The organism is Bordetella tumulicola, from assembly GCF_965138755.1.
GTDB lineage: Bacteria > Pseudomonadota > Gammaproteobacteria > Burkholderiales > Burkholderiaceae_B > Bordetella_A > Bordetella_A tumulicola.
Map to the genome: position 1 here is coordinate 17,838 of NZ_CBCSFP010000009.1, position 22,432 is coordinate 40,269.

The 22,432-nt window shown below is 58.0% G+C and carries 20 protein-coding genes; 12 read left to right on the forward strand and 8 right to left on the reverse strand.

Annotated elements, in window-relative coordinates:
- Nucleotides 1-12: 12 nt before the first annotated feature.
- The 3 genes from tolB to ybgF all read left to right on the forward strand — a co-directional run bounded on the left by tolB (nt 13) and on the right by ybgF (nt 2,630).
- Nucleotides 13-1,332, forward strand: coding sequence for a Tol-Pal system beta propeller repeat protein TolB (gene tolB, locus ACNAZS_RS19310; RefSeq protein WP_415792128.1), 1,320 nt, complete (start codon nt 13-15; stop codon nt 1,330-1,332).
- 33 nt (nt 1,333-1,365) lie between these two features.
- Complete coding sequence (pal, locus tag ACNAZS_RS19315; protein WP_415792129.1) at nt 1,366-1,872, forward strand: peptidoglycan-associated lipoprotein Pal; 507 nt, start codon at nt 1,366-1,368, stop codon at nt 1,870-1,872.
- Between the two features lie 83 nt (nt 1,873-1,955).
- Entirely contained in the window at nt 1,956-2,630 is a 675-nt protein-coding gene (gene ybgF, locus ACNAZS_RS19320; RefSeq protein ID WP_415792130.1) for a tol-pal system protein YbgF, read from the forward strand.
- A gap of 325 nt (nt 2,631-2,955) precedes the next feature.
- Here the strand turns inward: ybgF and ACNAZS_RS19325 are convergent, their stop codons facing one another.
- Nucleotides 2,956-3,861, reverse strand: coding sequence for an EamA family transporter (locus ACNAZS_RS19325; RefSeq protein ID WP_415792131.1), 906 nt, complete (start codon nt 3,859-3,861; stop codon nt 2,956-2,958).
- An 8-nt stretch (nt 3,862-3,869) separates the two neighbouring features.
- Complete coding sequence (locus ACNAZS_RS19330) at nt 3,870-4,379, reverse strand: YbaK/EbsC family protein (protein ID WP_415792132.1); 510 nt, start codon at nt 4,377-4,379, stop codon at nt 3,870-3,872.
- Nucleotides 4,380-4,709: 330 nt separating this feature from the next.
- On the opposite strand from ACNAZS_RS19330, the gene ACNAZS_RS19335 reads away from it, so the two are divergent.
- From ACNAZS_RS19335 to ACNAZS_RS19345, 3 genes are all read left to right on the forward strand, one after another.
- Nucleotides 4,710-6,632, forward strand: coding sequence for an ankyrin repeat domain-containing protein (locus ACNAZS_RS19335; RefSeq protein WP_415792133.1), 1,923 nt, complete (start codon nt 4,710-4,712; stop codon nt 6,630-6,632).
- 80 nt (nt 6,633-6,712) lie between these two features.
- The gene (locus ACNAZS_RS19340) at nt 6,713-7,516 is read left to right on the forward strand and encodes an alpha/beta fold hydrolase (protein WP_415792134.1); all 804 of its coding nucleotides are present in this window, start codon (nt 6,713-6,715) and stop codon (nt 7,514-7,516) included.
- A 235-nt stretch (nt 7,517-7,751) separates the two neighbouring features.
- Nucleotides 7,752-9,644: an ankyrin repeat domain-containing protein gene (locus ACNAZS_RS19345; protein ID WP_415792135.1), complete on the forward strand. Its 1,893-nt coding sequence runs from the start codon at nt 7,752-7,754 to the stop codon at nt 9,642-9,644.
- A gap of 184 nt (nt 9,645-9,828) precedes the next feature.
- Here ACNAZS_RS19345 and fusA read toward each other — a convergent pair whose 3' ends face one another.
- The 5 genes from fusA to ACNAZS_RS19370 form a co-directional block, all read right to left on the reverse strand.
- Nucleotides 9,829-11,940 (reverse strand): elongation factor G, encoded by a 2,112-nt coding sequence (gene fusA / locus ACNAZS_RS19350; protein WP_415792136.1) that lies wholly within the window; start codon nt 11,938-11,940, stop codon nt 9,829-9,831.
- Between the two features lie 93 nt (nt 11,941-12,033).
- Nucleotides 12,034-12,327 (reverse strand): hypothetical protein, encoded by a 294-nt coding sequence (locus ACNAZS_RS19355; protein ID WP_415792137.1) that lies wholly within the window; start codon nt 12,325-12,327, stop codon nt 12,034-12,036.
- Nucleotides 12,328-12,445: 118 nt separating this feature from the next.
- Nucleotides 12,446-12,913 carry a universal stress protein gene (locus ACNAZS_RS19360; protein WP_415792138.1) on the reverse strand — a complete coding sequence of 156 codons (468 nt, stop codon included), beginning with the start codon at nt 12,911-12,913 and terminating at the stop codon, nt 12,446-12,448.
- Between the two features lie 90 nt (nt 12,914-13,003).
- Nucleotides 13,004-13,351, reverse strand: coding sequence for a protein tyrosine phosphatase family protein (locus ACNAZS_RS19365; protein WP_415792139.1), 348 nt, complete (start codon nt 13,349-13,351; stop codon nt 13,004-13,006).
- A gap of 99 nt (nt 13,352-13,450) precedes the next feature.
- Entirely contained in the window at nt 13,451-14,890 is a 1,440-nt protein-coding gene (locus ACNAZS_RS19370) for an aminotransferase-like domain-containing protein (RefSeq protein ID WP_415792140.1), read from the reverse strand.
- 160 nt (nt 14,891-15,050) lie between these two features.
- On the opposite strand from ACNAZS_RS19370, the gene ACNAZS_RS19375 reads away from it, so the two are divergent.
- The 3 genes from ACNAZS_RS19375 to ACNAZS_RS19385 all read left to right on the forward strand — a co-directional run bounded on the left by ACNAZS_RS19375 (nt 15,051) and on the right by ACNAZS_RS19385 (nt 17,664).
- On the forward strand, nt 15,051-15,971 hold the full coding sequence (locus ACNAZS_RS19375; RefSeq protein WP_415792141.1) for a DMT family transporter: 921 nt from the start codon (nt 15,051-15,053) through the stop codon (nt 15,969-15,971).
- A 17-nt stretch (nt 15,972-15,988) separates the two neighbouring features.
- Nucleotides 15,989-16,624, forward strand: coding sequence for a LysE family translocator (locus ACNAZS_RS19380; protein WP_415792142.1), 636 nt, complete (start codon nt 15,989-15,991; stop codon nt 16,622-16,624).
- Between the two features lie 125 nt (nt 16,625-16,749).
- Nucleotides 16,750-17,664, forward strand: a complete 915-nt coding sequence (locus ACNAZS_RS19385; protein WP_415792143.1) for an alpha/beta hydrolase — start codon at nt 16,750-16,752, stop codon at nt 17,662-17,664.
- Between the two features lie 25 nt (nt 17,665-17,689).
- Here ACNAZS_RS19385 and ACNAZS_RS19390 read toward each other — a convergent pair whose 3' ends face one another.
- The gene (locus ACNAZS_RS19390; RefSeq protein ID WP_415792144.1) at nt 17,690-18,700 is read right to left on the reverse strand and encodes a LacI family DNA-binding transcriptional regulator; all 1,011 of its coding nucleotides are present in this window, start codon (nt 18,698-18,700) and stop codon (nt 17,690-17,692) included.
- Nucleotides 18,701-19,059: 359 nt separating this feature from the next.
- On the opposite strand from ACNAZS_RS19390, the gene ACNAZS_RS19395 reads away from it, so the two are divergent.
- The 3 genes from ACNAZS_RS19395 (at nt 19,060) to ACNAZS_RS19405 (ending at nt 22,431) form a co-directional block, all read left to right on the forward strand.
- Entirely contained in the window at nt 19,060-20,172 is a 1,113-nt protein-coding gene (locus ACNAZS_RS19395; protein WP_415792145.1) for a Gfo/Idh/MocA family protein, read from the forward strand.
- An 80-nt stretch (nt 20,173-20,252) separates the two neighbouring features.
- Nucleotides 20,253-21,167 (forward strand): sugar phosphate isomerase/epimerase family protein, encoded by a 915-nt coding sequence (locus tag ACNAZS_RS19400; protein ID WP_415792146.1) that lies wholly within the window; start codon nt 20,253-20,255, stop codon nt 21,165-21,167.
- A 70-nt stretch (nt 21,168-21,237) separates the two neighbouring features.
- Nucleotides 21,238-22,431 (forward strand): aldose 1-epimerase family protein, encoded by a 1,194-nt coding sequence (locus ACNAZS_RS19405; RefSeq protein WP_415792147.1) that lies wholly within the window; start codon nt 21,238-21,240, stop codon nt 22,429-22,431.
- Nucleotide 22,432 lies beyond the last annotated feature (1 nt).

Sequence of the window (22,432 nt, forward strand, 5' to 3'; positions counted from 1 at the left end):
AGATTGCTGACTATGACTCCCGCCTCGAGCCGCCCCTTTCCCCTGGGGCTCGCGCGTGCCTATGGCACGCTATTCGCTTTGCTGACGGCAATCGCCCTGCTGATATGGCAGCCTGCTCACGCGCAATTACGCGTGGATATCTCGGGTACCGGGGCAACCCAATATCCGGTGGCGATCGCCGACTTTGCCGTCGATGACGTGCATGGCCGTGCCCTGGCCGAAGTCATTCGTGCCGACCTGACCCGCACCGGCCAATTCCGTCTGATCAATGCGGCGGGTGCTGGCCTGAATGTGGATTCAGCCATTGCCCACGACGATTGGCGTAACAAGGGTGCCGATTTCCTGGCGTATGGCAGCATCACCCGCGGCGCCGATGGGCGCTACGATGTCCGATACCGCCTGGCCGATACTGTCAAAAAAGGCCAATTGGACGGCGTCGCCTTTTCGGGTACCGAAAAAGAGCTGCGTCGTGTCGCCCACCAGATCGCCGACCGTATTTACGAGAAAATCACCGGTGTACGTGGTGTGTTTTCGACACGCATCGCCTACGTGCTCAAGCGTGGCAACACCTACGAGCTGCAAATTGCCGACGCTGACGGTCAAAATCCCCAAGTCGCCCTGCGCTCACGCGAACCCGTCATTTCGCCCTCCTGGTCGCCAGATGGCTCGAAACTGGCCTATGTAAGCTTCGAGTCCGGTAAGCCCGTGGTGTACGTACACACCCTGGCCAGCAGCAACCGCGTCCCCGTGGCGAACTTCAAGGGCAACAACAGTGCACCGGCCTGGTCGCCCGACGGTAGCCAGCTGGCGGTGGCCCTGACTCGCGATGGTTTGTCGCAAATTTACATCGTTAGCGCGAATGGAAGCACAAATGCGCGCCGTTTGACGCGTTCTCCGGGCATTGACACCGAACCCATCTTTACGCCCGATGGCGGTTCTATTATCTTTACCAGTGATCGCAGCGGTGGACCGCAAATTTATCAAACCAGCCTCAACGGAGGCGATGCCCGTCGGCTAACTTTTAACGGTAGTTACAACATTTCACCCCGAATTTCCCCCGACGGTTCGACGCTGCTGTACGTTTCCAGACGTGACGGCTCCTTCCGCATCGCCTCACTACAACTTGCCAGTGGCAACGAAACACTGCTAACTGATGGTCGTGACGATCAGTCGCCAAGCTTCGCTCCCAATGGCATGCAGATCCTCTACGCTGCGGTGCAAAACGGCCGTAGCGTATTGGCAGGTGTATCCAGTGATGGACGTGTGCGGCAGACGCTCTCGGTACTGAATGGGGAGGTCCGTGAACCCACGTGGGGCCCCTTTACCCGCTAGACACGCATGACCCTTCTTTGCAAAGGAAACATCATGAAGACGCGCATTATTAAAAGCTTCACTATCGCCGCCCTGGCTGCCACGCTGGCAGCTTGCAGTTCGGTACCATTAGATGACCAGTCTGCAGGCTCCACCACAGGTGGCGGCACTGGCAGTGGCTCGGCCTCGGGTCAGATCCTTGATCCGTTCAACCCGCAAAGCATCCTGGCGCAACAGCGCTCGGTGTACTTTGATTTCGACAGCTACTCGGTCCCCGAGCAGTATCGCAGCCTGGTCGAAACCCACGCCGGGTACTTGGCATCGCACCAACAGCAACGCGTGCAGATCCAGGGCAATACTGACGAACGCGGCGGCGCCGAATACAATTTGGCCTTGGGCCAACGTCGTGCCGACGCAGTACGTCGTACGATGACGCTGCTGGGCGCGACCGATGCTCAGATCGAAACCATCAGCTTCGGCAAGGAAAAACCCCGTGCCACGGGTTCCAGCGAAGCTGATTACGCGGAAAACCGCCGCGCCGATATCGAATATCAGCGTTAAGCTTTTCGCAGTAGCTCTGCCGCGCGTCGGAACGGTCAAGCGGCCGTTCCGGCGTTTTTGTTTTTTGGAATCTGGAATTTCTCATGCGCGCTAACGTCCTGCCTCTGCGTACCCTGATAGTGACGGCCATGCTGGCCTCTGCCGCTCCCGCCCTTGCTTTTGCCGATGACGAAGCACGACGGGCCATTCTGGACTTGCGCAAGCAAGTACAGGTGCAGAACGAACAGAACCAACGCGCACGCCTGCAATTGGCCGACCAAATGCAAGCAATGCAACAAGAAATTACTCAATTGCGCGAGCAATTAGAACTTGTGTCGCGCCAACAGCCGAGAGGGCAGGCAAGCCAGGGCGCCGCGAATCCGCCAGGCGCGACCGCGAGCGATCCAAACGAACAGGCGGCTTATGACGGCGCGCTGGATCAGTTCCGTCAGGCGCAATACAAGGACGCGTCGGAGTCATTGGCGGCGTTCCTCGCGCTGTACCCCAATAGCCAGTTGGCGCCTACGGCGAAGTTTTACCTGGGTAGCAGCCGCTATGCGATCAAGGATTACAAGGGTGCGATTGAGGAACTGAACGAGTTGGTTCAGCAATCGCCAAACGATGCGCGTGCACCGGATGCGCTGCTGGTGATCGCGGGTAGCCAGATCGAACTGAATAACCGGGCGGGCGCCAAGGCGTCTCTGGAGCGGATCGTCAAGACGTATCCGAATAGTCAGGCGGCGGATACGGCTAAGAATAGGCTGCAGTTGCTGCAGTAATTGCGTCTGTTGCTTTCTTGGCAGCGGGTTTAGAGCGTTTGCTGGCTTGTTGCGGGGATCTTTTCGCCGCGAGTCCCGGCCGCGAGCCCGTCAAGGCGGCACCGGCCAATTGGAAGGAGGGGAGCGCCCGCAGGGCGCACCGNGCGCCTGGTGGCGCGCTCGGGCCGACTGACTTGGCCGGTGCCGCCTTGACGGGCTCGCGGCCGGGACTCGCGGTGAAAAGACGCCCTTGCTTCAAACGACGAAAATCATCTATTGCGCGTGTTGGCGCTAGCTTGGGCTTGGACTTGGGGCCTGGGTTAGTGTTGCGTTGGTCAATTATTCGTTAGCGGGTGGAGACTACCAATAAAGCGCCGACTCCGATGACGATAAGGGCGATGCCCGCGAGTTCGCGGCGGCTGCTGTTGTGAGAGAAGACGCGGCGCGAGAGGAATTGGGCGAAGAGGACTTCGACTAGGCCCAGGGTGCGGACATTGGCGGCGGCGGTCAGGGCGAAGCCCAGGAACCAGCCTTGTGATGCGGTGGCGCCTAGTAGGCCGCCCCAGATTGAGGTGCGCCAAGCGGCGAGGCATGCCGTGAGCAGGGGCCGATTGAAGAGGATCATCCAGATAATGAGGATGAGGGTTTGGATGCCCAGGGACCATGCCAGGGTCCAGGTAGCTTGCAGGAAGAAACCACCGCTGTCGAGAGTCAGAATGGCGCCGCGAAAGCCGATGGCGGACAGGGCGAAGCAGGCGCCCGATACCAGGCCTAGTAAAGCGGGCCGCAGGCTCCCACGGCCGGTCGCGTTCGCGGGGTTGCCTGACATGAGGACAACCCCGAGGGTGGCCACCAGCACGGCGAGAATGCTGGGCAGTGACAGCGGATCGCCGAGCACGGCGAAGCCGAAGACCGCGACTTGAATAGGCTCTGTTTTCGTCCAGGCGGTGACAACGACGAACGAGCGCTCGCGCATGGCGGCCAGCATGAGGGCCGTGGCGGTGATCTGGGCGACGGCGCCGCCGATGACGAAAAGCAGGAATTCCGCACTGATACTGGGTGCGGGGCCACCGTCAATGGCGAAGACGACCGCCAGAAATAATAAGGCGAAGGGGAATCCGAACAGAAAGCGTACCTGCGTGGCGCCGAGGGTGCCTAGCGTGGCCGTCAGGCTGCGTTGCACGGCGTTGCGTCCGGCCTGGGCCGCGGCGGCGGCCAGCGTGGCCGGAATCCACAGCCATGTCCAATCCATCGAGGTGCTCATCGAATGTTGGGTGTGCGTAATGCCACGTCGGCGACGGGTGCGCCGGTCATGGAGGCGAGTTGTTGGGGACTCAGGCGGAATACGGCATGCGGATGACCGGCAGCGGCCCACAGGGTGTCGTATTGAAAGAGGTCTTCGTCGAGCAGCATGACGGGTTTGACCGCGTGCCCGATAGGACACACGCCACCGATCGCGTAGCCTGTCACGTCACGGACGAAACGGGCATCGGCTTTGCCGAGTTGCCCGACGATCCCTGCGACCTTGACCTCATCGACGCGATTCACGCCACTGGCGATCACCAGCACCGGGGCCTCGTCAGATAGACGGCGAAAGATGATGGATTTCGCGATTTGGGCAACCTCGCATCCCAGACCCTGCGCGGCCTCGGCCGAGGTGCGACCCGTTTGCGGCAAGATCACGATGGGATGTTCGTGGCCCAATGATTGCAGCAATTGGGCGACACGCTGTGCAGATTCGGGTAAAGCAGAGACAGATTCAGCTGACATGCTTGGCGATTCCGTGGAGTCGAACGCGTCACAACAGGTGACGCGGCGCGAGGACAGTGAGTGTAGCAGCGACGCCGGGGCCACAGACCTGAAACCAGGCGTATGCCAGGGAAAGGGGGCTACGGCTGCATGGTCTCTCATCATCGCCCAGTGAGCCGCCGGCGCATGCGACATTCACCATAAGCGCGCAGATTTTTCGGGCCTAGACCAAATTCACGAAAACAGCCACTCACCGAATACTCGACGGAACACATCAGAAATTACTGTCACTTATTACAATTTTAAGGGGCTATTTCAATGATGGGTCAAATACAGAGTCTGGCTTCCCGCATGTCCTACGCCATGGCGTCGATAGGCGAGCTCACTGAACCGCCGTTTTCCGCACAAGATATTTTTGATACGGTAGAGCTCGGTAATGCTACCGCCCTTCGGTTCATGCTGGACGAGAGTCAGTTCGATCTGACAACGGCCGATGAAACTAATGGGGAGACGATACTTCATCGGGCCATTTCACTCGGCCGTGATGAGATCACCGAGATGTTGTTGCAACTGGCCAATGACCATGATCCGAGGATGCTCAATGCTCAAGATCGGCAGGGATCCACCCCGTTAATGCATGCGGCGGTGAAACGGAATGTCGCGTTGATGAAAGCATTAATTGATATGCAGAGCAGGACAAACGGCGACGTGAATAGCGAGTTGGCAAAACGCGACGTCGTTGTTCAGGCCCTGATGTCAATCGAAGCTCAGCGCGATATATCCGAGACTTTTCAACAGATTTTTAAGTGCCCGCAAATCTACGCCTCAAACTCATATGTTGACGCTGAGTCGATCACCTCGTCCAACTTATCTTGCGTCAACAATGCGGTAGCGTGGCTACTCCAGCGTGACGCCCTCCGAGCAAATGACGTTGTCGCGGTGCTAGATTACGCAAAGCAATCGGACGATGAGCAGACCGCATTGGCCTTGACCGATCCTCGTACCCTGCTACGCTCCCTGGACCACCTGCCAGAGCGATCCGATGAGCAAATAACTGCGGTGCTGAAACGTTTTATCGACGCGGGGGCCAACGCTGCGGATTTGGTTTCGGCAGCAACGAGTCGGTGTATAAGCACCCCTGAGCACGTTGATTCCCTCAATCCGACGATGTGGTTTCGCCTACCCCAAGGACCCGACGACCTTGCTGTCCTTAGGCTGTTGATTTCCATGGGAGCACCGACCATCCCCGAACTAACGAAGCGAAACGACGCATTTGCCGACCCTGCATTATGGGGAGAAGAGGTGCGTGTCGATAGCAAGTTTATCGTGGAAAAGATGGTCAGCTTTGGCGTAGATACTCGCTTCGCAATGCAAGAAGTGCATAAGCTGACAAAACCAGAGGTCAATCTGCTTGCAAAGCATGAGCTAGAGCAAATACTCCATCAGCGAGTTTATGCATCCAAAGCAGAAAAAATATCAGCACTGCACGGCGTTCTTCTTGCAGGGGGATGGATTCACGCGGTTGCGCTGGCACGCAATATGGTGCAAACAGATGCATCGCTGGACGATCTGGAGGCTCTCATATTCGCCGGGCTGTCCAGCACTGATCTGCTAGCAGATCTAACTGTAAGTGTATATAGCCCCCGACGGAAGTACATGCCTCGTGAGCGACCCGCGCAGCTCATACTACAACTGATCCGTTCGGGGGCTGATGCTTTCTCCGCTACGACGAAGCTAGTCAAGGCTATCGAGCGTGAGTTCGAAGGAATCGAGTATGAGTGGCAGCGAATGGAAACCGAAGAAAATGCACAACAACTGATAACGGCCGCACGCCTCATGATGAGTGACGCGCTAAGAAATCTGCTGCAGGCGAAAGATTTGCCCAACGCAGATAAAGTCGCAGAACTTAAAAAATGGATCGGCAACAAGAGAGTAAAAAGTATTATGGACGAAATGTTGGTGTACGCGGTGAAGGATGGTCATTTAGCCACCATGAAGCTGATGGTTCTTGCGGGGGTGCCGGCTACCGGTGCATTCATCAGCCTGGCCAGAGAACTAGGCAACTGGGAGGAGAGCACTCACGCGCGTACGCGTGAACTGATCCGATTGGGAGCTGATTTTCGTCCAGCGATGGCGAAAATAGTGGAAAGGATTGAGGTTTACAAGAAAACACATCAACACGCGGACGCGGCACGAGAGGAAAAGGCCTTGCACCTGCTGGGGGTTGCCATCGCGTCGGAACTCGCACCCCCTAAGCCCGGCCTCACTCACTGAATGGCAAATCGGCCTCCGATCTGAAGAATATGTCGCGCCGGAGCGCTAGAATCACGGGCTTGAATCCTTCTGTGCCCGCCATGCGTTCCGAACCTCAACTGCCCCTGCAAACCGCCTATATCAACGACTATGCCATGACGTACACCGAGTACGGCCAAGGCACGCCCCTGGTCTTGGTGCATGGCTCGTTGTGCGACTGCCGGTATTGGAAATCCCAGATAGGGCCACTGGGACGATCTTTTCGTGTGCTGGCGCCCAGCCTGCGTCACTATTGGCCTCAAGAATGGAACGGAAGTCCGTTTTCCGTCGACCAGCACGTCGATGACCTATTGGCCTTTATTGAGACGGTCGGCGAAGGCGCGGCCCATGTGGTCGGTCACTCGCGTGGCGCGCGTGTGGCGCTGGAGGCGGCGTTGAGACAGCCCAGCCGTGTGCGTACGCTGACGCTGGCCGATCCTGGTTTGCCGATACCGCATCAACCTGCGGACGACCGCGGCGGCTTTCGCCAACGCTCCCTGGCAATGATTGATGCGGGCGACCTGGATGCCGGTTTGGCCCTGTTTGTCGACACCGTTTCGGGCCCTGATACCTGGCGCCGCATGGTGCCCTGGTTTCAGACCATGGTGCGCGACAACGCCACGACATTGCGCGGGCAGGTCTCTGAAATGCTCAATCCGCTGGGCCGCGAGCAAATCGAGAAACTGTCCATGCCGTTGCTCTTGATCGGCGGCGCGCTCAGCCCCGCCCCCTACCCTGCCGTACTGCAGATGCTGTCGGAATGGCTACCCTCGGCACACAAAGAAATCATCGTAGGCTCGTCGCACGGCATGAACCTGGGCAACCCTCGTGCCTTCAACAACGCCATAGAACAATTCCTGACCTGACACCGAGCCCCACCGTCATCGGACCCCTGATTGTGCTGGTCTCTCACCATCGCCCAGCGAGCCGCCGGTGCATGCGATATCCACCATAGCGCGCAGATTTTTCGGACCTAAACCAAACTCACGAAAACGGCCACTGACCGAATACTCGACGGAACACATCAGAGATTACTGCCACTTATTACAATTTTAAGGGGCTATTTCAATGATGGGTCAAATACAAAGTCTGGTTTCCCGCATGTCCTACGCCATGGCGTCGATAGGCGAGCTCACTGAACCGCCGTTTTCCGTACAAGATATTTTCGATGCAGTAGAGAGCGGTAATGCTGCCGCCCTGCGGATCATGCTGGACGAGGGTCAGTTCGATCTGACAACGGCCGATGAAACTAATGGGGAGACGATACTTCATCGGGCCATTTCACTCGGCCGTGATGAGATCACCGAGATGCTGTTGCAACTGGCCAATGAGCATGATCCGAGGATGCTGAATGCTCAAGATCGGCAGGGATCCACGCCGTTAATGCATGCGGCGGTGAAACGGAATGTCGCGTTGATGAAAGCATTAATTGATATGCAGGGCAAGACAAACGGCGACGTGAATAGCGATCTGGCAAAACGCGATGTCGTTGTTCAGACCTTGATGTCGATCGAAGCTCAGCACGATATACCCCGGACTTTCCGACGCGTCTTCAAGTGCCCACAAACTCACGCCTCAAACTCATATGTTGACGCTGAGGCGACCACCTCATATTGCGTCAACAATGCGGTAGCGTGGCTACTCCAGCGTGACGCCCTCCGAGCAAATGACGTTGTCGCGGCGCTAGATTACGCAAAGCAATCGGGCGATGAGCAGACCGCATTGGCCTTGACCGATCCTCGTACCCTGCTACGCTCCCTGGACCACCTGCCAGAGCGATCCGATGAGCAAATAACTGCGGTGCTGAAACGTTTTATCGACGCGGGGGCTAACGCTGCAGATTTGGTTTCGGCAGCGGCGAGTCGGTGTATAAGCACCCCTCAGCACATGGATTCCGCAAATCCGAAGATGTGGTTTCGCATCCCCCAAGGACCCGACGATCTTGCGGTCCTTAGGCTGTTGATTTCCGTGGGAGCACCGACCATCCCCGAACTAACGAAGCGGAATAGTGCGTTTGCCAGCTCCGCATTATGTCAACAAGGGGCGGACGTCGATGGCAAGTTTATCGTGGAGAAAATGATCAGTTTTGGCGTAGATACCCGCTTCGCAATGCAAGAACTGCATAGGCTGACAAAATCAGAGGTAAATTTGCTTGCAACTCATGAGCTAGAACAAATACTCCATCAGCGAGTTTATGCATCCAAAGAAGAAAAGATATCAGCACTGCAAGCCGTTGTTCTCGCAAGTGGAGAGGCCCCAGCGGTTGCGCTGGCCCGTGAGATGGTGCAAAAACGTGCACTGCCGGAAAGCTTGGAGGCTCTTATATTGGCCGGACTGTCCAGCACTGATCTGTTAATAGATCTAAGTATAAGTGCATCCCACTTCCCAGTGATGTGGGCGCCTCGTGCTCGGCTTTCGCAACTCATGCGACAACTAATCCAGTCGGGGACTGATCCTTTCTCCGCTGCGACGAAGCTATTCAAGACTGTCGAGGATAAGCGGGGACAAATGATGAACATAAGCACTAGACGAGAACGAAAATTTGCCGCGCGCCTCATAATGCGCGTTGCGCTAAAAAATGTCCTGGGGACGAAAGATTTATCCAGCACAGACAAAGTCGCAGAACTAAGAAAATGGACCGGCAACGAAAGCGTAAAAAAGGTTATGGGCGAACTGCTGCGGGAAGCAGTGGAGGCTAATCATTTAGCCACCATGAAACTGATGGCTCTTGCTGAGGTGCCGGCTACCGGTGCATTCATCAGCCTGGCCAGAGAACTAGGCAACTGGGAGGAGAGCACTCACGCGCGTACGCGTGAACTGATCCGACTGGGTGCTGATTTTCGTCCCGCGATGGCGCAACTGGTGGAAAATGTTGAAGGTTTCAGCAAAATTGGTAAGCACTCGGACGCGGCACGAGACCAAGAGGCCTTGCACCTGTTGGGGGTTGCCATCGCGTCGGAACTCGCACCCCCTAAGCCCGGCCTCACTCACTGAATGGTGAATCGGCCTGCGAACTGAGGAATATGTCGCGCCGGAGCGCTGGAATCACGGGCTTGAATCCTTCTGTGCCCACCATGCGTTCCGCACCTCAACTGCCCCTGCAAACCGCCGTCTGCGAGTTCCGAAGCCCCACAAATAAAGCCCCCACGCGGCGCCTTCGGCATGCTGCCCTCTCGACTCAACGCCCCCCACCGTGCGAAGCAATTACCTGCTCCGCCACCTGATTAGGCGTCTCGGCGTAATGCTTGAACTCCATCGAATAAGTCGCCCGCCCCTGCGTCAGGGACCGCAGCGTCGTGGAGTAGCCGAACATCTCGGATAGCGGCACCTCGGCGCGCACCAGTTTGCCACCCCCACCCGCGATATCCTCCATCCCCTGCACCATTCCTCGCCGGGATGACAAATCACCCATCACGTGCCCAGTGAAATCCTCGGGTGTTTCGACTTCCACTCGCATCATCGGTTCGAGCAGGACGGGCTTGGCGCGCCGCATCCCTTCTTTGAACGCCATCGAGCCTGCCATCCGAAAGGCATTTTCGTTAGAGTCAACATCGTGATAGGAACCGAACACCAGTGTCACTTTGACATCCACGACGGGATAACCCGCCAGCACACCGGTATTCAGGGTTTCGCGCACCCCGCGATCGACGGCCGGAATGTATTCGCGCGGGACAACACCGCCTTTGATTGCGTCAACGAACTCGTAACCGGCCCCGGGGGCTTGCGGCTCGAGTTTCAGGACCACGTGGCCATATTGTCCGCGTCCGCCCGATTGCTTGATGAACTTTCCTTCGACCTCGTCGCAGGTCTTGCGAATGGTTTCCCGATAGGCCACTTGGGGTTTACCGACCGTGGCTTCCACACCAAACTCGCGCTTCATGCGGTCGACCAGGATCTCCAGGTGTAATTCGCCCATGCCGGAAATAATGGTTTGACCCGACTCTTCGTCCGTGCGCACACGGAACGAAGGATCTTCCTGGGCCAGGCGACTGAGTGCCACGCCCATTTTTTCCTGATCTACTTTGGTCTTTGGCTCGACCGCCTGAGAAATCACCGGCTCTGGGAAAGTCATCCGCTCGAGGATGATGACATGCGCCGGATCGGTCAGCGTGTCGCCCGTCGTGACGTCTTTAATCCCCACTGCGGCGGCAATATCGCCAGCGTAGACCTCGCTGATCTCACGCCGCTCGTTCGCATGCATCTGCAACAGGCGACCCAGGCGTTCTTTCTTGTCCTTGAGCGGATTCAGCACGGAATCTCCGGACTTTACGACACCCGAATAGACACGGAAAAACACTAACTGGCCCACAAAGGGGTCTGTCATGATCTTGAACGCCAGCGCCGAAAAGGGCTCGGCGTCGTCAGGATGACGTTCAATTTCGCCATCTTTCTCGTCATGCCCCTTGATAGCAGGGACATCCACCGGCGACGGCAGATAGTCAATCACCGCATCCAGCATGGCCTGGACGCCCTTGTTTTTAAAGGCGCTACCGCACAGCATGGGCACGATTTCATTGGCAATGGTGCGCTGACGCAGGCCACGCTTGATATCGTCTTCGGACAGCGTTTCGCCCGCCAGGTATTTTTCCAAGAGGGGCTCGTCCGCCTCGGCTGCTTTTTCAACCATATGGTCGTGCCATTTTTTCGCCACCTCGACCAGCTCGGCGGGGATATCACGATATTCAAACCGCACGCCCTGGCTCGCGTCATCCCAAATAATGGCTTTCATCTTGACCAAATCGACCACGCCTTCGAAATGGTCTTCGGCCCCGACCGGGATCTGAATCGGCACCGCATCGCCTTTCAGGCGATCGACGATCTGCTGTTGCACACGGAAAAAATCCGCGCCGACACGATCCATTTTGTTTACGAAAGCGATACGCGGTACCGCGTATTTGTTTGCTTGCCGCCAGACCGTTTCAGACTGTGGCTGCACACCGCCCACCGCGTCATACACCATACATGCCCCGTCCAGCACCCGCATCGAGCGCTCGACCTCGATCGTGAAATCGACGTGTCCCGGGGTATCGATGATATTGATGCGGTGCTCGGGATAATTACCCGCCATGCCCCGCCAGAACGCCGTCGTCGCCGCCGACGTAATTGTGATGCCGCGCTCTTGCTCTTGCGCCATCCAGTCCATCACCGCAGCGCCGTTATGCACCTCACCCAGTTTATGAGTGATCCCGGTGTAGAAAAGAATGCGCTCGGTCGTCGTGGTCTTGCCCGCGTCGATGTGGGCACTGATACCAATATTGCGATACTGATCGATGCGCGTTTTGCGAGTCATGGCGTTTCCTGGTGGGTTCAATCCCGTCGCTTGACGCACGGCGACACGCCATGCGCCAAAAGCATATTACGCCTAAACGCGCCTATCTATCGATCAGAACCACCCCCTCACACCCGTGATCCGTGGTGGCATCGGTACACCATCAGTTGCCTGCGGCGCGCCTCCAGTCCGCTGCACGCGGTCACCGGCTTGCACCGCACCCTCGATACCCAAAATATGGCCGCCAGCGTGTGCGGTACCTAAAGACCCCGCAACCACAGCGGCCAACACGACGCGCACCAAAGTTCGGATACCCGAGGTCTGTTTACCGCGCGCCACACTAGTCTGTGCGACGGCAACGTGCGTCCCCGCAGCGCCGCACCACGCGAGTCGACATTCTTTATTCATCTGCTGCTCCGAAAAAACTCGGCGATCACCATCGCCGCCGAGTTGATCGGATACTCGCAGTCGTACCACCTTTACACGCCGGTTTTCTCCATACCGGAGAAAAATAGGACGCAATAAACTATTTTTTCTTGTCTTCTTTGACCCGATAAACCAGCACCGCATGCGTGGCCAGCGACAGCACCTTGGCCGTCACGCTGCCCAGCAATAATCGGGACAAGCCGCTGCGGCCGTGACTACCGATAAAAATCAGGTCGCACCCGTTTTCAGTGGCGGCCTGCACAATGCCGTCGGCCACGTTGAAATTCGACACTGAACGCGACGCTGCCGTCACGCCGGCGGTGTCGGCACGAGCAAGAATTTGTTTCAGGTACTTGTCCGCCTGATCTGCCGACGCCTTTTCGTAGTCTTCGTCCGTAATCGCATAGGCTGCAGCCATGCCATCAAAACCGATCGTAGCCGCGAACGGCTGCGTCACATGCAAGGCAACGACCTCGGCGCCCACCGAACGCGCAAAGCAGATACCGGCATTGGCGGCCTGAGCCGAAAGAGGAGAACCGTCCGTGGGAATCAGGATTTTCTTAAACATTTGCCCGCTCCTGTCTTCTAGTAAGAAAACACATGCTACTGGAAAACCCACGCTACCACAGTGAGGGCTTTCCGCAATAACTGATCTTGATCAAGAAAGCTGCTGCGATGCAACGAACAGATTCGTGCAACGCGTCCCCGTGCGGCAATAAGCCAGTACCGGACCCGGCAGCGTGCGCAGCAACTCGGCAAAGCGCGTCACATCGTCCGCTGTCATCGCGCTACCCACCACCGGCTGATACTCCACCTGTAATCCGGCCTGACGCGCCGCCTCGGACACATCCGCCGCCGTGGGTTGATCCGGGCCACCCTCGTAATCGGGCCGATTAATGATCACACTTTTATAGCCTGCCGCGGCCACGCCTGCCATGTCCGCAGGCGACAACTGCGGGGCAACAGCGAAGTGCTCGGTCAAGGGGCGAATAGCGACGTCAGACATGGGGAAAATCCTTGGGTAAAAGCGTATGAAAAAGCAAAGCCGCGGTCGGCCCAGTAATCAGTATAGGGCCAACTCAGGTATCCAAATTAAGCCTCTGGACTAGGTCTTTAAAACTTGCGCCAGCGCCGGCCAGATTCCCGGAGTATCGACCATCGCGACCGAAAACCGCAACATGGCCGACGGTGCCTGTGCAGGAGAAAACAAACTACCCGGCGCCAGCAACAATCCCCGATCGGCGGCGACACGCGCCAGAATCTCCGAATCACGGCCGCAATCCGCCCACACGAACATCCCCGCGTGAGGCTCATGGGGTATCCGCATACCCAATTGCGTCAACGCAACCAGGCATTGCTGGCGTGCCGCATTCACGCGCGCCCGGACGCGCTCCACGTGCCGACGGTATTGCCCTTCGATCAGTACCCGGTGAACCACCCGCTCGCCGAGTTCGGGCGTTGTCAGGCCCGCTAGCATTTTCAGGTCGCTTAGTTTGCGCACGAGGTCGGCACTGGCCGCCAGGTAACCGACCCGCAGACTCGCCGCCAGCATTTTTGAAAAACCGCCCGCGAAAATGACACGATTCAGCCGATCCAGCGCGGCCAGCTTGATCGCACCGCCGGGGTGCAGTTCCCCATACGTATCGTCCTCGACTACCAAAAAATCGTGCCGCTCGGCCAGACGCAGAATGCCATACGCCGCGCCTGCCGATAGCGTGTGGCCCGTGGGATTGTGCACGGTGGTGTTCGTGATAAATAAGCGCGGCTTATGCAGTGCGGCAAGCTTGTCCAACTGGTCCAGATCCGGACCGTCGGGCCCGCGTGGCACACCGATCAGCCGCGCACCAAAAGCCGCCAGGCGACCAAAAATAACAAACCAGGCAGGGTCCTCGACCAGCACGGCGTCACCCGGTTGAACCAACAGGCGCCCGATTAGATCCAGACCGTGCGTCACGCCATTGGTCGTCAATAAATTGTGCTCTGGATGGGCCGGCACGCCCTCGGCCTGCAGTCGCGAAGCCAATTGCTGGCGCAAGGGCGCGTAACCCAGTGGGGATCCATAAGACACCAGCGTCCCGCGCACCGAGCGCCCCACCGCACGCACTGCCGCCGAGACCATCTCGGGATCCAGCCACTCAGCGGGAAGCAATCCTGCCCCGCCGGGCATGGCCGATGCAGACGGCTCGCGAAACATGTTGCGCAGCAGCCACGTGACATCGATGCGCACGGGTGGCGCCGAACTGTCCGCTGGCGCCTCTGGCTCGACGATCAACGGCTCGCGACGTGCCCGCACAAAAAAGCCCGCGCCACGGCGCGACTGCACCAGGCCACGCGCCACCAGACGGTCGTACGCCTCGACGACCGTGAAGCGGCTCACGCCGGCCTGCTCGGCCATCGTCCGGATAGACGGCAACCGGGTCCCAGGACGCAGCCCCTGATCGTCAATGCGACGCGCAACATCGTCGGCCAACTGCGTCACGAGCGTGGCATCGGCCTGACGTACGGGCCGCCAACCCGCGGATTGAGGTGAGGACGCAACTGTCATGGTTGTTCTACCGGGCCAGACATCAAAGTGAACTGAATAAGTGTATCGGTACTGTACTGCTATCTGTGCGTAAAGTGGTGAAAATCGCAACGTTGCCCCGTGCCGTCGCAGCCCGTCCCAACGCCGTCCTCTCCATTCTCTATTACGTCTCTTTAGAATCATGTCGCGCCCAACCGCCTATGCCGCTCCCACTCCCGTCGCCTCCCCCCTCTGGGAGGGCTATAGCTATGGCCTGATCGGTGTCCTGGTGTTTTCCCTCACCTTGCCCATGACGCGAATCGCGGTCATCGAGATGTCGCCGTTGCTGATTGGCCTGGGACGCGCACTGCTGGCCTCGGTGCCAGCAGTACTGCTCCTGTGGCTGACCCGCAGCCGTCGCCCGAATCGCAGTGAGTGGTCAGGCGTCATACTGGCGGCTCTGGGCATCGTGGTAGGTTGGCCGCTGACCTCGACACTGGCCATGGCAACCGTATCGTCCTCGCACGGGGCCGTGTTCAATGGGCTGCTACCGCTCTCGACCGCGATTTTTGCCGCCTGGCGCAGCGGCGAACGCCCCTCGGGTGCATTCTGGGCCTGGTCCGCTACTGGTGCGATCCTGGTCATGACCTATGCCTTGCGTCAGGGCCACGGCAGTTTGCAAGTCGGCGACCTATGGCTGCTGTTGGCCGTGCTCCTTGGCGGCATGGGCTATGCGGAGGGTGCCAGGGCGTCGCGCACCTTGGGCGGCGCGCGTACGATTTGTTGGGCATTAGCGATCAGCGCCCCAGTCTTGGCCGCACCGGTATTATGGATAGGTACGGATCTGGTCATGACCCGTGGCTGGCCGACTTCCGCCGTGCTTCTTGCCTTTCTTTATCTCGCCTTTGGATCGATGTTCCTGGGGTTCTTCGCCTGGTATCGCGGCCTCGCCATCGGCGGCATCGCGCGTGTTGGACAGGTGCAATTGCTCCAACCGTTTCTGACGGTACTGGCCGCGGCCTGGTTATTTCACGAGCCAGTCGAACCGTTGACTTATGTATTCGCGTTAGCCGTTATTGCCATCATTGCAGGTGGACGCCGCGCCATTGTTAAGACCTCTTGAACCCCAACTCATCTGTCATGTCTCTCACGACCGTCCCCTCTGGCGAACAGATCTGGCTTTTACTGGGCCCACTGTCGCTGTTTGCCCTTGTCACTTCCATCACACCGGGGCCCAACAACATCATGCTGGCCTCGTCGGGCCTGACTTTTGGCTTTCGACGCACGATTCCGCATATGCTGGGCGTGAACCTGGGATTCACACTCATGCTGGTCTTGGTGGGATTGGGGCTGGATACCGTCTTTCATCAATTTCCGTGGCTATATACCGTACTGAAATACGTGGGTGCGGCCTATCTGCTGTATCTGGCCTGGAGTATCGCCCAATCCGGGCCACTGGACGGCGGCCGGCAACGTAGCCAACCCTTCAGCTTTTTGCAGGCGGCCTTGTTTCAGTGGGTCAATCCCAAGGCCTGGGTAATGTGCGTCGGCGTGATCGTGACCTACACCCCGCAGACTGGCTTTTATTGGAACTTGATACTCGCAGCCGCCGTTTGCTGCCTGATCAATCTACCCAGCCTGGGCGTCTGGGTCGCCTTTGGCGCAGCGCTGCAAAAACTCCTGCATCGCCCCCAGGCCATACGGCTTTTTAATATCGGCATGGCATTACTGCTGGTCGCATCGCTCTACCCCATCGCACAAGACCTGATTTCATAATCAACGAGTTATCCGCCTAGAGGCCGGGGCCGCCGCATCACGACAGACAGCGCTCCAGGCAGGGCGCGGTGTATGATCGTTTTTGCATTTGGTACTCGGTCGCAAACACAGCGACTATCCTGCTTATGTTCCAGTGGTCTCGATCTTCTTTGCGGCGCCTATTTGCGGTCGGTGCGCTTGCGGCTGCGAGCGTGGTGGGTTGCACGCAACTCGATGCCTGGCAACGTGAGGCGATCTTTTCACCTCAAACCAAATCACAGCGTTGGTGGAGTGAGCCGCCTGCCGGCACCGAAACCTTCGATCTGTCGCTGCCCGGTGGCGATAAAGTGCACGCCTGGTATTGGCAGCATTCCAATGCCGATGCGCCCACTGTGCTGTACCTGCATGGTGCGCGCTGGAATCTGAACGGCAGCGCGTTCCGCATGTCGGGTTGGACTCGCATGGGGTATTCGGTGCTTGCCATCGACTATCGGGGGTTCGGGCAATCGACCGCGCTCCTGCCATCAGAGGACACCGCGACGCAGGATGCCTCGGCCGCGCTACGTGAACTCGCGCGCCGCCAACCTGATCCATCCAGACGTTTTATCTACGGCCATAGCCTGGGCGGGGCGATTGCCATCGACCTCGCCTCGCGCCCCGAGATGCCTGCCTTTGCCGGACTGATCGTCGAATCCAGTTTCACCAGCATGGCCGCGATGCTGCAGACATTGCGATGGGGAAAGCTGCCCGGAGCGAGCTTGCTGGTGACACAGCCGTTTGCGTCCGTGGAAAAACTGGCGACGCTGACCACCCCGATGCTGTTCCTGCACGGCACAGAGGATCGCGTCGTGCCGCACACGATGAGCGATGAGCTTTTTGAGGCGGCCCTGAAGGTTCCCGCCGACCTGAAACGCGTCGTGAAAATCGAAGGCGCTTCGCACTCTGGCGCGATCCGCAGCGGCAAAGTCTATGAAACTGCCGTCCACAACTTTATCCGCGACGCCAGCAAAGCCTACCCTGCGCCCACAGCGGATCATGTGACCCCACCCACAGCGGGATAAATCATCAGATGGACATCTCGATGCGTCAATGCGTCGGGATGTTTTCGCGAAAAATAACCTGCAGGCGCGGCATATAGGTTGGCTCGGACTGACCTCGCACGGCGGCGGCAAGCATACGGATGGCTTCGCGCGCCTGGACCCGAGGATTCTGATCAATCACGGCATCCATCGTGCGATCCAGCAAGAACTGCCGGGAAATCGTGGTCAGATCGTGGCCCACAAACACGACCTGCCGCTGCAACCCGGCCTCTTGCAATGCCCGCCCGATACCCGAGTTGCCCGCCCCAATGTTGTAGATACCGCCAGGGGTCACCTGTTGCAACAGTTCCCGGGTCAACGCATAGGCGCGCGCGCGGTCATCCCCGATCTCGAGCATGCGGTCAATTTTGAGATGAGGAAACTCCTCGGTGAGCAAAGCGCGAAAGCCCATTTCGCGCTCCTCATGTCCGCGATAGGCCAGGGAGCCCAGAAACACCGTTACCCCCTGCGGCACATCCGATGGCAAGAAACGCCCCAATAAACTGGCCGCCAGGCGGCCCGCCGCGCGATTATCAATGCCTACATAACCAATACGAGACGACGTGGGAATATCGGAGACCAACGTACACACAGGCACGCCACTGGCCTGCAGTGCCGCGATGGCATCGCGCACTTGTGGGTCGTCCAGCCCCACGAGGCCAACCCCATCGGTGTTGCCCTTGAGCTGATAGAGCTGCGCTGCCAGTTTTTCCGCATTGAAGCCCTCGACCAAGTGTAATTTCACCTGGATATCGGGCCGGCATTGCGCTTCGGCCAATAAATATTGACGAAATAGCGACATGAAACTGTTGTCGCCCGCAGGCAGCAAAAAATCCACCTGCGGAGCAGCCGTATCACTGGAACCGAGCTCTGCGCCATAGCCCAGCTTGCGCGCGACAGCCAGCACATGATCCCGGGTTTGACGACGCACCCCCTCGCGCCCGTTCAGGACACGATCCACAGTGGCGGTAGAAACACCCGCCGCCTCGGCAATAGTCGTGATGGTGGCTCGGGCCATCCTGGTCACCTTAATTTTCTGATGAGTCGGTATAGCGATCGATCATATCACATCATTTTGATTTAATTAAATCAAAATGATGTGAATACATCAATATTCATAGCATACGCAAATTTCCCTCTTAATGTCTTCGCACAGAATAGAAATAGCCGTTTTTCGGCACATAAAAATAGCCCTATACGCGCGTGACGCGAATAAATGAAAGGCATAAACCGTGTCAATAGGGGCAATTTCTGATGTATATTGATTTAATAAAAAGATTTAATTGATGTAATAATGACATCCAAATAGATCAGCTAAGCGCGCCTCAATCCCTGCCACACGCTAGGCTTGCAGGCGAGTCGCAATCGGAGACAGCCATGGCCCCCCTTACCCTTGAACCCGACCCACCTGTGCGCGAACGCCGGTTTCGTATTGGTTGCATCGGCGCCGGCATGATCATGGCAGAGTGCCACCTCGCCGCCTACCGCGAAGCAGGATTTCAGGTCGTCGCCATCGCCTCACGCACGCCTGCCAATGCGCAAGCCGTCGCACAACGCTGGTCCATCGGACGCACCCATGACACCCCCCAGTCGTTGATTGACGATCCCGAGGTGGACATCGTCGACATTGCGTTCCCTCCCGATCAACAACCAGCGCTCATCCGCGCCGCACTCGCGGCCCCTCACGTCAAGGCGGTCCTGGCGCAAAAGCCATTAGCCTTGTCGTTACCCGAAGCCGTCGCGCTACGTGACGAGGCGCGTCGCGCCGGCAAGCTGCTCTCGGTCAACCAGAACATGCGCTATGACCAATCCATGCGCGTGCTCAAGCAATTGCTGGATCAGAACGTACTGGGCAAGCCGGTGCTGGCGCAGATTGATATGCACGCCATTCCTCACTGGCAGGGGTTCTTGGCGGACTACGATCGACTTACGCTTTCGAACATGAGCGTGCATCACCTGGACGTCCTGCGCCATCTTTTCGGCGAGCCCACCGAGGTCACCACCGTAACCCGCGACGACCCTCGCACGCCGTTTCCTCATCAAGACGGCATTGTGGCGACGACTCTACGATTTGAATCGGGGTTACTCGCCCTGGCGCTAGAGGACGTCTGGGCGGGTCCGCGCGGCGACGGCCACGCGGATGACCAATACATTCATTGGCGTGTCGAAGGCACGGAGGGCGTCGCCAAGGGCACGATCGGATGGCCGCATGGCAAACCCTCTACGCTCTCTTACACCTCGAAGCAGGCCACACAAGGCCAATGGGTCACGCCTGAGTGGTCGTCGATGTGGTTTCCGCAGGCCTTCATCGGTGTCATGGAACAGCTGCAATACGCCTTGATCAACGGCACCGAGCCAGCGTTAACCGTAGCGGATAACGTGAAAACGATGGCCTTGGTCGAAGCCGCGTACTTATCGATTGCCGAACGCCGCACGGTACGCATCGATGAGATTTCGACCACAGACGAGTTCCCTGCCCAATCCGATTGACGCGCCCGACGGCGCCGCCATCGGGCGCATGACAAGAACCCCCAAGGGCAAAAAAACAGCCCGCCACCAAGGAGACAAACGTGATTCAAACCGGTATTTTTTCAGGCTATTTTCCCTACGACCTGGCTACCTCGGCAGCCAAGATCCGCGCACAAGGGTTCAACACCGTACAACTGGATCTTCATTTCAAGAATATGGATCTCAGCGCGGGCCAGATCACACTCGATAAGTGCCAGCGCATTCGCGATACCTTCCGCGAACATAATCTGCCCATTTCCTGCATCTCCGCCTACACCAACATCGTGCATCCCGAACCGGCCGAGCGACAACGTCGCAATGGCTATTTGAAAGAGATCCTGTCGCATGCCCAATATCTTGGTTCTCCTTATGTGATCTCTGAAACGGGGACATTCGCCACCGACAGCGACTGGGTTCATCACCCGAAGAACAAAACGGAAGAAGGCTGGGAGCAATGCCGCGCCGTCATTCAAGAATTGGCACAACATGCATACGACCATGGCGCCGTCTTTTTGCTCGAGACCTATGTGAATAACGTCGTCGGTTCGGTCGAGGAAACACTGCGCATGTTCGCTGAAGTCAACCATCCGGGTCTGGGTCTACTGATGGATCCCACCAACTACTTCGAAGATCACAACATCGACGACATGGATCGCACACTCAACCATGTATTCGACGCGCTGTCCGACAAAATCTGCATTGCGCACGCCAAGGACGTCAAACGTGCCGAAGGCGATAAATCAGAAAAACACAGCGATATTGGCGACGCCGACGCGGCCGAAAGCCATACGTTCCGAGGCGTGGGCGAAATCGAGTTGCCGGCGCCGGGATTGGGCAGTCTGAACTACGACCTGTATTTGCAACGCCTGGCCAAGCGTCACCCCAACATTCCCATCATCATCGAACACCTGACCGAGGACGATGTACCGCGCGCCAAGGCATTCCTGGATGGCAAATTGCAGGCCAACGGCGTCTGACGCCACCCCCTTTTCCCCCATTCCCTACCCCCGGTCGCTCAATGCACCGGTTTCTGGAGTCGAAGCATCCATGGCACAGTTATATGCCACCGCCATGAACAGGCAACAAATCGAATCGCGCTGCGGACAACTGGCACAGTTTGCCGGTGTACGGTTGGTCACGCTGCAAGATGGTGTAGAGCGAGGCATCCGAATGCTGGAGTTTCGCAGCGGCACGGGCCTGCGTTTTACCGTGCTGATCGATCGCGCCATGGATATCGCCGAATGCGAGTTTCGCGGCTATGCGGTCGGCTGGCACTCACCGGCGGGCTTTCGGCATCCCGGCCTGCATGAGTACGAGGGGGAGTCCGGCCTCGGATGGATGCGCTCGTTCTCCGGCCTGATGATCACGTGCGGACTGGATCACATTCTGTTCATGCATGAGTCGCCCGCGGACAATTATGTTTATCAACCACGTCAAAAAATCCAACACTCCATTCATGGTCGCGTCGGAACGATTCCGGCGCGCCTCACCGGTTATGGGGAACGCTGGGAGGATGATCGCTGCTTTCTCTGGGCGGAAGGCGTGGTGTCACAGGGCACCGTCTTTGGAGAGCACCTGGAGCTTTACCGACGCATTGAAATCGAAGTGGGAACCAACGATATCCAATTGCACGACCGGGTCGTCAATCGCGGGTTTTATCGCACCCCCCACATGTTCTGCTATCACTTGAACGTTGGCTATCCCGTACTGGACACCGCTTCGCGCTATCTCGCCCCTATTCAGGATGTGGTCTGGGCGGCGCACGCCGATGAATACCGCACGCAGGGCGTGGGTTACCAACAGATGCCCGAGCCTCAAATGGGCTTTCATGAACAAGTTTGGCAGCACGAAATGAAAGCGGACGATCAAGGACACGTGCCGGTCGCGCTGGTCAATGATCGCCTGGGTCTAGGCATAGAGGTCACCACTCGCAAAGATCAATTTCCGTGCCAGTATCAATGGCAAAATTTTCAAGCCGGTCAATATGCGATGGGCATTGAGCCCTCTACCAACCATGTGCTCGGCGAAGGCGCAGCGCGCGAACGCGGCGAACTTATCTGGCTGGAGCATGGCGAAGAACGCCATTACGACACCCGCATTCGCATCCTGGCCGATGCCAACGATATCGCCCAATGCGAGCAACGCATCCGCGCCATCTCGCCCCAGCCCAGCGAGGCATATCCGGCGCTCTCGGGCCAGTTTCGGCCTTTGAGCCCTCCTCCACAAAAAGGAGGCGCATAGA

Coding starts and splice junctions, on each gene's coding strand:
- ACNAZS_RS19330 (WP_415792132.1), bottom strand. CDS start 4,379: ATGTCAGCTGAATCTGTCTCTGCTTTACCCGAATCTGCACAGCGTGTC.
- ACNAZS_RS19370 (WP_415792140.1), bottom strand. CDS start 14,890: ATGACAGTTGCGTCCTCACCTCAATCCGCGGGTTGGCGGCCCGTACGT.
- fusA (WP_415792136.1), bottom strand. CDS start 11,940: ATGACTCGCAAAACGCGCATCGATCAGTATCGCAATATTGGTATCAGT.
- ACNAZS_RS19355 (WP_415792137.1), bottom strand. CDS start 12,327: ATGAATAAAGAATGTCGACTCGCGTGGTGCGGCGCTGCGGGGACGCAC.
- ACNAZS_RS19405 (WP_415792147.1), top strand. CDS start 21,238: ATGGCACAGTTATATGCCACCGCCATGAACAGGCAACAAATCGAATCG.
- ACNAZS_RS19335 (WP_415792133.1), top strand. CDS start 4,710: ATGTCCTACGCCATGGCGTCGATAGGCGAGCTCACTGAACCGCCGTTT.
- pal (WP_415792129.1), top strand. CDS start 1,366: ATGAAGACGCGCATTATTAAAAGCTTCACTATCGCCGCCCTGGCTGCC.
- tolB (WP_415792128.1), top strand. CDS start 13: ATGACTCCCGCCTCGAGCCGCCCCTTTCCCCTGGGGCTCGCGCGTGCC.
- ACNAZS_RS19325 (WP_415792131.1), bottom strand. CDS start 3,861: ATGGATTGGACATGGCTGTGGATTCCGGCCACGCTGGCCGCCGCCGCG.
- ACNAZS_RS19360 (WP_415792138.1), bottom strand. CDS start 12,913: ATGTTTAAGAAAATCCTGATTCCCACGGACGGTTCTCCTCTTTCGGCT.
- ACNAZS_RS19345 (WP_415792135.1), top strand. CDS start 7,752: ATGTCCTACGCCATGGCGTCGATAGGCGAGCTCACTGAACCGCCGTTT.
- ACNAZS_RS19390 (WP_415792144.1), bottom strand. CDS start 18,700: ATGGCCCGAGCCACCATCACGACTATTGCCGAGGCGGCGGGTGTTTCT.
- ACNAZS_RS19340 (WP_415792134.1), top strand. CDS start 6,713: ATGCGTTCCGAACCTCAACTGCCCCTGCAAACCGCCTATATCAACGAC.
- ACNAZS_RS19385 (WP_415792143.1), top strand. CDS start 16,750: ATGTTCCAGTGGTCTCGATCTTCTTTGCGGCGCCTATTTGCGGTCGGT.
- ACNAZS_RS19375 (WP_415792141.1), top strand. CDS start 15,051: ATGTCGCGCCCAACCGCCTATGCCGCTCCCACTCCCGTCGCCTCCCCC.
- ACNAZS_RS19395 (WP_415792145.1), top strand. CDS start 19,060: ATGGCCCCCCTTACCCTTGAACCCGACCCACCTGTGCGCGAACGCCGG.
- ybgF (WP_415792130.1), top strand. CDS start 1,956: ATGCGCGCTAACGTCCTGCCTCTGCGTACCCTGATAGTGACGGCCATG.
- ACNAZS_RS19365 (WP_415792139.1), bottom strand. CDS start 13,351: ATGTCTGACGTCGCTATTCGCCCCTTGACCGAGCACTTCGCTGTTGCC.
- ACNAZS_RS19380 (WP_415792142.1), top strand. CDS start 15,989: ATGTCTCTCACGACCGTCCCCTCTGGCGAACAGATCTGGCTTTTACTG.